Here is a 13,614-nt window from a genome sequence, read left to right as displayed (position 1 = left end):
TTGAAGATTGGAATGCTTGTATAATTATTGGCCATTAGATAATATATCTTTTGATTCTATTTTTATTTTGTTCAATAATTGCTGTAAATGTTCTGTCTTAGTAAAAGGATTCATGACCGTGATACGCATATACTGAATACCATTTAATATAGTTTGTACAATATAAAATTCGCCATCATGTAAAAGTGCTTGGCGAATTTTTACATTTAATTCGTTGAGGTTTTCAGTATTCAAGCCTGGTTCACAATATCTAAAACAGACAATGTTAGACATTGGTTTTAATGCTAACTCAAAATTAGGTTCCTCTTCTACAAGTTTTGCAAAGACAGCTCCCATATCATATAAACGGGTGACATTGGCATCGAATACTTCTTCACCATATAGTTTTAGTAGGGTAAACCAGTGAATGCTCATCATATTTTTTGTGCATTCAAAAGTTCTCTTTCCAGAGTTATACCAGTCTTCATGTTCAGAATCTGACAATAAATAATCTGCTTTTTGGCTGAAAGTAGTCTTAGCATTCACTTCATTTTTAAACAGCAAGGCTGTGGTTAGTGCTGGCATCATCATCATTTTATGTCCGTCAATAACTATAGAATCTGCGTTTTCTATACCTTTTACCGTGTACTTATACTTCTTAGAAAAAATACCGGCTCCACCATGGGCTCCATCAACGTGAAACCATATGTTATGTTCTTTTGCAAAGGAGGAAATAGCTGTCAAATCATCAAAAATTCCCGTAGCGGTAGAAGGTGCACTACCAACAATTGCAAATATTTCAATTCCTTTTTCTTTTGCTTCTTTGAATTTTAACTTTAATAAATCGGTATTCATACGAAACTCTTTAGTAACAGGAATCTTTATAATTCCTTGTTCTCCTAATCCCATTATCCTAGCTGCTCGGTCTACACAATAGTGAGCTTCTTCGCTAACCATGATTCCTAATTGGTTTTGGTTACCATCATTCCAAATGTCTCTTTTTGTTATTGCTTTTCGGGCACTTAGTAGTGCAGTAAGATTTGCTAAAGTTCCACCTGAGGTTAAGAATCCACTAGAACCAAAGCCATAGCCTATTTTTTTACAAATAATTTCCATGACAATACGCTCAATTGCATTTGAAGCCATGCCCATTTCATAAACAGCTGTACCATTATTTAATAAGGAACTAATTAATCCTGTAAGTGCAGTAATTGGCGCTGGAGGACTCACTTGATGACCTATATAATGAGGGTGATGTATGTAAGTGGTGTGCTTAGTTATTTCTTGAAACAGGTCTTTTTTATTACCATTAATTAAAAAGTCTTTCCAGAATAGTAACTCTTTTTCAGGTTCGTTCCAATTAATAGCATTTCTAGATGCGGCGTTGAGCTTATCTTCTAAATAGGTAGTTAATTGATCTATAAGTATATGACCATTCTTATTAAAATCAGTAGCGTTATAAACCTGTTCAAGTAATTCTTTATGCATGGCATAAAATTAGTTGCTATAGCTATGTTTACCAAATAAAAAGCCGCCCTTATTAGGACGGCTAACATTCAATTTACCAAACAACAAAAGGTAATCTGAATTAGTCAAAGGTATACCCGTTATCAGCAGCTACTTTGTCCGCAATCTGCGTGCGTAAAGCTACCACATTCGGGTTGTTTGTATATTTAGTAAAACGTTTAAGTCCCATTAACATCATGCGTTGCTCATCACCTTCAGCAAAAGAAATAATTGCTTCTTTCCCTTTCTGAATTATAGTTTCAGTAGCATTGTATAAGTATAATTTTGCCATTGCAATTTGGGTAGCTTGTTCTGCTTCACCAAAACGTTTTGCATTTTTCTCAGTTCTCAAAATTGTTGATTCTGCCATATACACCTCAATTAAAATATCAGAAGCAGCTAGCATTAATTGTTGGTGATTCTCTAATTCAGGTCCGTATTTCTGAACTGCTGAACCAGCAACCATTAAGAATACTTTTTTCAATCTAATTACTAAATCTTTCTCTTCAGCAAACAATTGAGAGAAATCTGGAGTATCAAAAGATGGAATACCCATTAATTCTTCACCAACTTTCGTTGCAGGGCCTAAAAGGTCTACATGACCTTTCATTGCTTTTTTAACTAGCATTCCTACAGCTAACATTCTGTTAATTTCATTTGTACCTTCATAGATACGAGCGATACGAGCATCTCTCCATGCTTTTTCCATAGGAGCATCAGCACTAAAGCCCATACCACCAAATATTTGTACCCCTTCATCGGTACAACTTTGTACGTCTTCGGAAACCGCAACTTTAAGTATTGAACATTCAATAGCATATTCTTCAACACCTTTAAGTTCAGCTTCTTGATGCGTATTCCCTGATGCTTCACGCATTTTAATTCTGTCTTCAATATTTTTCGCAGCTCTATAAGAGGCAGATTCATCGGCATAACAATTCGTAGCCATTGTTGCTATTTTGGATTTAATAGCACCAAAATTCATTATAGGAGTTTTAAACTGAATACGCTCATTTGCATATTTAGTAGCTTCACCTATCACTCTACGTTGGGCATCTAAACAAGCAGCTGCCAATTTAATTCTACCAATGTTTAATGCATTCATGGCAATTTTAAATCCATTACCTCTTTCAGATAACATATTTTCTACTGGGACTTTTGTTTCATTAAAGAATACCTGACGAGTAGAAGAGGAGTGAATTCCTAATTTTTTCTCTTCGTCACCCATAGAGATTCCGTTAGCTGGGTCATTTTCTAAAATGAAACCTGTAATATTTTTATCATCTTCAATTCGAGCAAAAACGATAAACATATTACAGAAACCTGCATTTGAAATCCACATTTTTTGCCCAGTTATACTGTAAAATTTACCATCCGCAGAAAGTACCGCTTTAGTTTTTCCTGAGTTTGCATCAGAACCTGCGCCAGGTTCAGTAAGACAATAAGCACCGAACCATTCACCAGAAGCTAATCTAGGAACATATTTTTGCTTTTGCTCTTCTGTACCATACAGCGTAATAGGCATAGTACCAATTCCTGTATGAGCACCGAAGGCAGTACTAAAAGAACCCGTAGCGCCAGAAATATAATCACAAACCAACATAGTAGACACAAAGCCCATTCCCATACCACCATAAGATTCAGGTACGGCAACACTTAATAAACCAAGCTCACCAGCCTTACGCATACATTCTTCAGTGTATTTGTAATCTTTTTTCTCAAAACGTTCCCAATGCGCCCAAAGCTCTCGGTCAACAAATTCTTTTGTGCTATCTCGCATCATTCGTTGCTCTTCACTTAAATCTTCTAGTGTGAAAACATCTTCACAATTCGTTTCTTTTACAAGGAATTGCCCACCTCTAAGAATTTCTTTATTTGCTGTATCTGTACTCATGTTCAATTTGTATTACGTATAAAGTAAGAAGTATTAAGTTTTCTTTAAAACCTTCAATACCTATCACAAAATTATTTTAGTTTAAAAATTCATATATTCCTGCAGCACCTTGACCGGTACCTACACACATAGTCACCATACCGTATTTACCTTGCATATTGCGCTTTCTCATTTCATCAAATAATTGAACGGAAAGTTTAGCTCCAGTACAACCAAGAGGATGACCTAAAGCAATTGCGCCTCCATTTACATTTACAATATCTTGATTCAACTTCAGCTCACGCATAACAGCCAAAGACTGAGACGCAAATGCTTCATTTAATTCAATGAGTTCAATATCCTCTTGTTTTAACCCTGCTTGTTTCAATGCTTTTGGAATTGCTTTTACGGGACCGATTCCCATAATGCGCGGTTCAACACCAGCTGCAGCGTAATTAACCAGACGAGCAATTGGTTCAAGATTTAATTCTTTAACCATATCTTCACTCATTATTAAAACAAATGCAGCTCCATCACTCATTTGAGAAGAGTTACCAGCAGTAACACTACCGCCAGCAGCAAAAACTGCTCGTAAACCAGCTAATGCCTCTTTACTGGTTCCTTTTCTAGGACCTTCATCTTTAGTGACCGTGTAACTCCTGTTAGCTTTCTTACCATTTTCATCTACATACGTTTCGTCTACTTTTATAGGGACAATCTGATCCTGAAAACGATCTTCTGCCTGCGCTTTTAAAGCTTTCATATGTGAGTTATAAGCAAACTCATCTTGGTCTTCTCTTGAAACTTTGAATTGGTTAGCAACTGCTTCAGCAGTATTACCCATTCCCCAGTAGTAATCTTCATGGCCAGATTTTACCAAATCGTAGTTTAATTCTGGCTTATTTCCTGTCATAGGAACAGAACTCATACTTTCAGCACCACCTGCGATAATACAATCTGCCATTCCTGATTGAATTTTTGCCGTTGCAATACCGATAGTTTCAATTCCTGAAGAACAAAAACGGTTTACGGTTACACCAGGTACATCAACGATGTCTAATCCCATAAGTGAGATTAATCGAGCCATATTCAACCCTTGAGAACCTTCAGGCATCGCATTACCAACAATAACATCGTCGATACGTTTTTTGTCTAGTTGTGGTACTTCCGCCATCATATATTGGATGGTTTCTGCCGCTAGTTCATCAGTTCTTTTGAAGCGAAAAACTCCTTTAGGTGCCTTTCCTACTGCTGTTCTATATGCTTTTACTATATATGCTGTTTTCATCTTTTTCTAGTTTCTTAAAGGTTTACCTGTTTTTAACATGTGCTGAATTCTTTCTAACGTTTTTCGTTCAGTACAAAGCGATAAGAAAGCTTCACGCTCTAAGTCCAATAAATATTGTTCAGTAACTAAGGTAGGCTCAGATAAGTCACCACCAGCCATTACATATGCCAATTTGTTTGCAATCTTTTTATCATGCTCACTGATATACTTACTATCTTCCATAGAATCGGTACCTACTAAGAACATACCCAAAGCTTGTTTACCAAGTACTTTAATATCGGTTCTTTTAACCGGTTGTGTATAACCTGCTTCTGCCATTAATTTAGCATGTGCCTTTGCAGTTGCAATTTGTCGGTCTTTATTTACAACAACAATATCTTTACCATGTTGCAAAATGCCTAAATCATAAGCTTCATAAGCTGATGTAGATACTTTAGCCATACCAATAGTTAAGAAATACTCTTGAAGCACGTTTAACTCAACATCATTTTTGTGGAATAAATCTTGAGCTCTTAAAGCAAACTCTTTTGATCCACCACCACCAGGAATAACGCCAACTCCAAATTCAACCAAACCGATATAAGTTTCAGCCGCAGCTACAACTTTATCAGCATGAAGTGAAAGTTCACAACCACCACCTAAAGCCATACCATGAGGTGCAGACACTGTTGGTATTGCAGAATAGCGCATACGCATCATTGTATCTTGAAACATTTTAATGGCCATGTTCAATTCCTCATATTCTTGCTCAACAGCCATCATAAATATCATGCCGATATTTGCTCCTACAGAAAAGTTAGGAGCTTGATTACCGACAACTAAACCTTGGAAATCTTTTTCAGCTATGTCAATAGCTTTGTTTAATCCGGCTAAAACATCACCTCCGATTGTATTCATTTTAGATTGGAATTCTACATTAAGAATACCATCACCTAAATCTTCAACAACTACACCGCTATTTTTAAATACTTCTTTAGACTTTCTAATATTATCTAAAATGATAAAAGAATCTTGTCCAGGTATTTTTTTCATGGATTTTGAAGGAATATCATAGAAGTAGGTGTTACCTTCTTTTACAGCATAGAAAGAAGTGTTGCCACTAGCTTTCATATCATGAACCCATTGCGCTGCTTTTTGACCTTCAGCTTCAATAAATTCTAACCCCTTATCAAGACCTACGGCATCCCAAATTTGAAATGGACCATGTTCCCAGCCAAAACCGGCTTTCATAGCATCATCGATCTTATACAGCTCATCAGTTATTTCAGGTATTCGATGCGAAACATAAGCAAACAGCTGACCGAAACTTTTTCTGTAGAATTCACCAGCTTTATCTTTTCCGGCAACTAATACCTTAAAACGGTCTGCTACTTTATCGATAGTCTTTGTTAGTTCTAACGTAGCGAAACTTGCTTTTTTGCTAGAACGATAATCCATTGTATCTAGATCTAAAGTCAAAATTTCAGTTTTACCTTTAGCGTCTTTAGATTTTTTATAAAAGCCTTGTCCTGTTTTACTACCCAACCATTTGTTTTCCATCATGGTATTGATGAATCCCGGCAGTTTAAACAATTCTAATTTTTCGTCTTCTTTACAATTGTCAGCAATACCATTGGCAACATGTACTAGTGTATCTAGACCAACAACATCTACAGTTCTAAACGTTGCAGATTTTGGTCTACCAATTACTGGTCCGGTTAATTTATCAACCTCTTCAATAGTCATACCCATATCTTTTACCATATGGAAAAGACTTTGGATACTGAAAATGCCGATTCTGTTACCTATAAATGCAGGAGTATCTTTGGCAACTACAGAAGTCTTACCTAAAAATTGCTCTCCGTAACCATTTAAAAAGTCTAATACTTTTGAATCGGTTTTAGGACCAGGAATTATTTCAAAAAGTTTTAAATAACGAGCTGGGTTAAAAAAATGAGTACCACAAAAATTCTTTTGAAAATCTTCACTTCTACCTTCCGACATAAAGTGAATTGGAATTCCAGAGGTATTAGAGGTAATTAATGTACCTGGGGTGCGGTGTTTTTCTAAATTTTCGAATACTTGTTTTTTAATATCCAAACGTTCAACGACTACCTCAATGATCCAATCTACTTTAGATACCTTAGCAATATCATCTTCCATATTACCTGTAGTAATACGACTGGCAAATTTCTGGTGATAAATAGGAGATGGCTTTGATTTTAATGCTGCCGCTAATGAATCATTCACCATTCTATTACGAACAACCTTGTCTTGCAAGGTTAAACCTTTCGCTTTTTCCTTATCATTTAATTCACGCGGAACAATGTCCAACAATAAAACCTCTACGCCAATATTAGCAAAATGACAAGCTATACCGCTTCCCATTATTCCTGAGCCAATTACCGCTACTTTTTTAATGTGCTTGTTCATGTACTTTAAACTGTATTAAATTGATATATCTTTTGAAAATAATTTTTTGTCTGAAATCAACTTATTGATGATTTCGGTTACCTCAAAAAAATTTGATAATTTTTCTTCTGTTACTTCTTCTTTTACTGCCTCATTAAATCTAAGAACTGTACTTTTTGAGTCGTTTCTCTTTTCTAAACCAAAATCGGTCAAATAAATAAGAACACCACGACCATCGTTTGGGTTAGGTTTTCTTAAGATCAGTCCCTTCTTTTCCATGCTTTTCAATATTCGTGAAAGGCTCGTAGCTTCCATTCCCATTTTAGGCCCCAAAGAAGTAGAAGGGGTGCCCGTTTTTGGATCAATACTCAATAAGGTAAAACCTACTGCCATAGTAGAATCAAAATTTTTAGCTTCTTCATTATACATTCTGGCTACCGCTTGCCACGTAGCTCGTAATGCATAATCAATAGTTGCTTCTTTCATACTGTGGTAGTTGTTCCCCAAATATAAGTAAATTTATTATGCATGCATAATAAATTAATAAAATATTAGGCATAACTATAGTCTTTGTATTATCAATCTAAATTAAAGAATAATTTTTCGCGTTTTTTTATTTCTGCACCAATTGCGAAACTGAAAACTAATATAATTATTACTAGAGGGTATATTATAGGAACCATAAAAGATTATCATACTACCTTGATTATTAGTAGGTGTAATATTTAGCCATTCCTAAAATAAACTAATTGATCGCCAGTTGAACAATAGCGCTTACTAGTATATTTTTTTAAGTTGTATAGAACAATAGCTTAAGGATGCCATTTTAATAATTAGACATATTTATTTAATGGTCGTAAATATCATTATAAAGTTCAATATACTTTTCCTTTACAATTTTTCTCTTCAATTTTAAGGTAGGGGTAAGGTGGCCTCCTTCGATGCTCCAAACATCTGGTGTTAAGCGGAATTGTTTGATTTTCTCCCATTTAGCAAAATTCTCGTTTGCTTTGGTTACTTCTTCATCTAATCTAGCAATAACTTTCTCATTATGGATAAGTTCTTCATTCGTGCCAATTTCAATATTGTGAATTTTAGCCCAATCTTTTACAAAATCAAAATCTGGTTGAATTAACGCAGCAGGCATTTTCTCACCTTCGCCTACAACCATAATTTGATCAATAAATCTAGATTGTTTAAATCTATTTTCTAACAACTGGGGAGCGACGTATTTACCTCCAGAAGTTTTAAACATTTCTTTTTTACGGTCGGTTATTTTTAAGAAACCATCGGTATCAATTTCTCCAATATCACCAGTATGAAAATAACCATCTATGATGACTTCTGCAGTTTTGGCATCATCTTTATAATAGCCCAGCATTACTTGAGGGCCTTTAATGCAAATTTCGCCATCTTCGGCTATTTTCACTTCGGTACGATCTAAAGGTTTGCCAACTGTACCAATTCGAAAACCACCATCTCGCATATCATTCACAGATACCACAGGCGAAGTTTCTGTAAGACCATAACCTTCCATTACTCCGAATTCTGCAGCATTAAAAATACGGGCCAAACGGGGTTGTAGGGCTGCACTACCAGATGCCATTACTGATAAATGGCCTCCTAAAGCTGCTTTCCATTTACTAAAAATAAGTTTACGAGCTAATGCTAAATTTTGCTCATACCACCATCCATTTTGACCGTAAGGTTCATATTTTAATCCAACATCTACAGCCCAAAAGAATAATTTCTTTTTAATTCCGGTTAAGGTTGTGCCCTTAGCTATGATTTTATCATATACTTTTTCTAATAAACGAGGTACAGCTGTCATTACATTAGGTTGAACCTCTTGTGCGTACTCACTAATTTGATCTATAGGAGCGAAGTAAATGCTAGTACCGCAATATTGATATAAATAGATGAGCATGCGTTCATAGACATGGCATACAGGTAGAAAACTTAGTGCTTTAGAATTTCCAATTTCAATAGGAATTCTTTTATAACTTTCTAAAGCATTACTAACTAAATTATCATGAGATAACATTACACCTTTAGGTCTTCCTGTTGTTCCCGAAGTATAAATTAATGTTGCTAAATCATTTGGTTTTACGGTCTCTTTTAATTTTTCTACTTCATCTTGATTAGAGGTGTCTTTTCCTAATGCTAAAACTTCTGCCCAGTTTTTACAATTGGTCAATTCGTCAAATGAGTATACCTCTTTTAAGGAAGGTACTTGGTTTTGAATGGATTTTACTTTCTCATAGACTTCGGTACAGGATACAAAACAATATTTAGCTTCTGAGTGGTTTAAGACATATGCATAATCACTTTCTGAAATAGTAGGGTAAATAGGTACATTTTGTGCGCCTAATTGCAATATACCTATATCCATAATGTTCCATTCCGTTCTATTGGTCAAAGAAATTACAGAAATCTTATCGTTGGGTTTAATACCTAATCGTAATAACCCTCGACTAATAGCATTAGCCTTATCGATATATTCTTGTGTTGAAGTTGCAATCCATTTGCCATCCTTCTTTGTGACAAGAGCCTTCTTAAGATTGTATTTCTCAAGTTGGTAATAAGGAATATCGAATAGACGAGTTATCTTTTGCATGTATAGTTTATTAATGAATGCAAAATAAGCAAAGGGAACGGTATTTTAAAATGGTATATTCATTTTAAAACCTATTATATTAAAGATTTAATATAAATTTTTAAGTTTCTAGTTTTATTAGGTTCATATTCAGCATTTAAACTCTGTAAAACTAGAAACTTAAAAAATCAATTATATTTTTTCAATCCACATTTTTGCATTTTTAAATGCTTCTAACCAAGGAGAAACTTCATCAGTTCTATCTGAAGGATAATGTGCCCAGTTCCAAGGGAATATAGAGCGTTCAATATGTGGCATGGTAACTAAATGGCGACCAGTTTTATCACAAAGCATTGCTGTGTTGAAATCACTTCCATTAGGGTTTGCAGGATAGCTTTCGTAACCATATTTAGCAACAATTTCATAATTGTCTTCTGAAAGTGGTAGTGCAAATTTACCTTCACCGTGAGAAATCCATACACCAAGTTTTGCTCCTTCTAAAGTTGAAAGCATTACAGAATTATTCTTTTGAATCTCTACAGACGTAAAGTTGCTCTCGTGCTTGTGAGAATCATTATAGGTCATTTTACCATGCGCATCGTGATCAGGATTGATTAAATCTAACTCCATGAACAATTGACATCCATTACAAATGCCGACCGACAATGTATCTGGTCGAGCAAAGAAGTTTTTAATAACAGTATTCGCTTTTTCATTATACTTTATGGCGCCAGCCCAACCTTTTGCGCTTCCTAGTACATCTGAGTTCGAGAAGCCGCCCACAGCGCCTAAGAATTGAATATCTTCTAAATTCTCACGGCCAGAAATTAAATCGGTCATGTGAACATCTTTTACATCAAAACCGGCTAAGTACATCGCATTTGCCATTTCACGCTCAGAATTACTTCCTTTTTCACGTAGAATCGCTGCTTTTGGTCTCGTTCCGTTTGTTATTTCAGAACGATTTGGTAAAGTAATAGCTGCGGAAGTCAAGAAATTGTACTGTAAAGGTTGAACTTTATAATTATCAAACCTATCTTTTGCTAAGCCATTTGCAGTTTGTTGCGCATCCAATAAATAGGAAGTTTTAAACCAAGTATCTCGTAACGATTCAATATTAAGTCCGAGTTCCATACCATTATTTTTAACGGTAAGGGTAGCTTCAGAAATAACGGTTCCTATTTTTACAGCATCAATATTCTTTGCAGAAAGTAAAGTTTCTATGCTATCGTCTTTTGCTTGGAAAACAATCCCACTATTTTCAGAAAATAGTACTTTAATGGTATCTGTTTCTCCCAAACCTGATAGGTCTAGATTGGCGCCTATCTGCGTATCTGCAAAACATAATTCTAATAAGGTCGTAATCAATCCGCCAGAAGCAACATCATGCCCAGCAACGATTTTATCATCTTTAATTAAGTCCTGAATCGTATTGAAAACAGTTTTAAAATATGCTGAATCTTTAATTGTAGGTGTTTCATTCCCTATACTATTTCTAGTCTGCGCGAATGATGAACCACCTAGTTTAAAACTATCTTTTGATAAATTGATATAGTAAATGGAGCCAGCGTCTTTCTGTAATACAGGTTCAATTACTTTAGTGATATCGTTACAATTACCTGCCGCTGAAATCACTACAGTACCTGGGGATATTACATCACCATCGCTATATTTCTGCTTCATGGAAAGAGAATCCTTTCCAGTCGGTACGTTGATACCTAATTCGATAGCAAATTCAGAAACTGCTTGTACAGCTTTATATAAACGAGCATCCTCACCTTCATTTTTACATGGCCACATCCAGTTGGCAGAAAGTGAAACTGATTTCAATCCTTCTTTTAATGGAGCCCAAACAAGATTGGTAAGCGATTCGGCAATACTATTTTTACTTCCTGCAGCAGGATCGATTAAAGCAGAGATAGGGGAGTGGCCAATACTGGTAGCAATTCCTTCTTTTCCTTTAAAATCTAAGGCCATTACACCACAGTTATTTAGTGGTAATTGCAAAGGACCTACACATTGCTGTTTAGCAACTTTTCCTCCAACACAACGGTCAACTTTATTGGTGAGCCAATCTTTACAAGCAACTGCTTCAAGCTGAAGAACGGCATCTAGGTAATCATGGAAAAACTCTAATGAATACTCCGCATTCGCATAGTTCCGCTTAATAGTTACATCGTTCATTATAGTCTTTGGTGAGCTACCGAACATATCAGATAATGCCAAATCCATCGGCTTCGCACCATTCGTTTTAGATTCAAAAGTAAATCGGTCATCACCGGTTACTTCGCCAACTTCATACATTGGTGAGCGTTCACGGTCTGCAATACGTTTTAAAAGGGCGATGTCTTTTTCGCCGATTACAAGACCCATACGTTCTTGTGATTCGTTACCTATAATCTCTTTGGCAGATAGGGTAGGGTCACCAACAGGTAATTTATCCAAATCTATTTTCCCACCTGTTTCTTCCACTAGTTCAGAAAGACAATTTAAATGACCACCTGCACCATGGTCATGAATAGAAACAATGGTATTCTCATCACTTTCTACCATACCACGAATAGCATTGGCAGCTCTTTTTTGCATTTCAGGATTCGAGCGTTGTACGGCATTCAACTCAATTGCCGAGCTGAATTCGCCTGTATCGGCACTTGAAACTGCTGCTCCACCCATTCCTATTCGGTAATTGTCACCACCGAGAATAACAATTTTGTTACCTGTTTGTGGGGTATCTTTTATAGCTTGCTCAATTTTACCGTAGCCTATACCACCAGCTTGCATAATCACTTTGTCATAACCAAGTCTACGGTTGCGTTCTGATGGATTAATATTTTCTTCTGATGTCTCGAAAGGAGTAGTAGCTTCATCATATTCAAACGTAAGAACAGAACCAGAAATTAATGGTTGACCGAATTTGTTTCCAAAATCTGATGCTCCGTTAGATGCTTTAATAAGAATATCCATCGGAGTTTGGTACAGCCAATCTCTTTCTTTCATTCCTTTTTCCCATGGTCGCTCTTTTTCTAATCTTGAATATGCAGTCATATAAACTGCAGTTCCCGCTAAGGGTAATGAACCTTTTCCACCAGCTAAACGATCTCGTATTTCTCCGCCAGCGCCAGTTGCTGCACCATTAAAGGGCTCTACCGTAGTTGGGAAGTTGTGGGTTTCCGCTTTTATTGAAATAACCGAATCAAATTCCTTCTCCTGATAAAAATCCGGTTTGTCGGCAGTTTTAGGTGCGAATTGAACTACTGTAGGACCTTTGACAAATGCTACGTTGTCCTTATATGCCGAGACAATGTCGTTTGGAAATTGTTGTGATGTCTTTTTGATAAGCTTAAAAAGCGATGAGGGCATTTCTTGTCCGTCAATGACAAAAGAGCCATTAAATATTTTATGCCTACAATGTTCTGAATTCACTTGACTAAACCCGAAGACCTCAGAATCAGTTAATTTTCGTCCTATTTTTTCACTAAGTTTTTGCAGATAATCTACTTCTTCAGCATTAAGTGCCAACCCTTCTTGTTGATTAAAAGCAGCAATATCTGCAATGTTCAATATTGGTTTTGGTTCTACGTGAACGTCAAAAACATCTTGATGAAGTGAATTGTATTTTTGCGAAATCATAGGGTCAAAACCAACATGATTTTCTTCAACCGCATTAAATTCCTCAATGCGAATGATGCCTTCAACACTCATGTTTTGGGTAATTTCAGTTGCGTTGGTACTCCATGGTGTAATCATGGCGGCTCTTGGTCCAACAAAAAAGGCGTCTAAAGACGCCGCATTTATTTTAGGTTGGTTACCGAATAACCATATAAGTTTACTTGTATCTTCAGATGAAAGTTCCTTAGCGGTCTGTACCGCAAAAACCTTTGTGCTAGGTTCCCCAAAAAAGTGAATCATTTATTGTTCTTGGTATTGATTTTTGAAGTACAAAATTAAGGTTTTACCTTTTATTATTTACGTGAAATTCAA

General features: G+C 35.9%; 7 protein-coding genes. All 7 read right to left on the bottom strand.

All coding sequences use genetic code 11. The annotated features are described in order from the left end of the window. Positions 1-24: 24 nt before the first annotated feature. Complete coding sequence (locus tag AAC084_RS05275; RefSeq protein ID WP_339837878.1) at positions 25-1,467, bottom strand: aminotransferase class V-fold PLP-dependent enzyme; 1,443 nt, start codon at positions 1,465-1,467, stop codon at positions 25-27. A 100-nt stretch (positions 1,468-1,567) separates the two neighbouring features. Beyond that, entirely contained in the window at positions 1,568-3,379 is a 1,812-nt protein-coding gene (locus AAC084_RS05270) for an acyl-CoA dehydrogenase family protein (protein WP_339837876.1), read from the bottom strand. 76 nt (positions 3,380-3,455) lie between these two features. Further along, positions 3,456-4,646, bottom strand: a complete 1,191-nt coding sequence (locus tag AAC084_RS05265; protein WP_339837873.1) for an acetyl-CoA C-acyltransferase — start codon at positions 4,644-4,646, stop codon at positions 3,456-3,458. Positions 4,647-4,652: 6 nt separating this feature from the next. Then, positions 4,653-7,058, bottom strand: a complete 2,406-nt coding sequence (locus AAC084_RS05260) for a 3-hydroxyacyl-CoA dehydrogenase NAD-binding domain-containing protein (protein WP_339837870.1) — start codon at positions 7,056-7,058, stop codon at positions 4,653-4,655. A 15-nt stretch (positions 7,059-7,073) separates the two neighbouring features. Next, positions 7,074-7,523 (bottom strand): MarR family transcriptional regulator, encoded by a 450-nt coding sequence (locus tag AAC084_RS05255; protein WP_339837868.1) that lies wholly within the window; start codon positions 7,521-7,523, stop codon positions 7,074-7,076. Positions 7,524-7,884: 361 nt separating this feature from the next. Further along, positions 7,885-9,654 carry a long-chain fatty acid--CoA ligase gene (locus AAC084_RS05250; RefSeq protein ID WP_339837865.1) on the bottom strand — a complete coding sequence of 590 codons (1,770 nt, stop codon included), beginning with the start codon at positions 9,652-9,654 and terminating at the stop codon, positions 7,885-7,887. A 171-nt stretch (positions 9,655-9,825) separates the two neighbouring features. Further along, positions 9,826-13,542 (bottom strand): phosphoribosylformylglycinamidine synthase, encoded by a 3,717-nt coding sequence (purL, locus tag AAC084_RS05245; RefSeq protein ID WP_339837863.1) that lies wholly within the window; start codon positions 13,540-13,542, stop codon positions 9,826-9,828. Positions 13,543-13,614 lie beyond the last annotated feature (72 nt).

The sequence above is a fragment of the uncultured Maribacter sp. genome, from assembly GCF_963977385.1.
Taxonomy (GTDB): domain Bacteria; phylum Bacteroidota; class Bacteroidia; order Flavobacteriales; family Flavobacteriaceae; genus Maribacter.
This window is presented reverse-complemented; position numbering and strand designations above follow the sequence as displayed.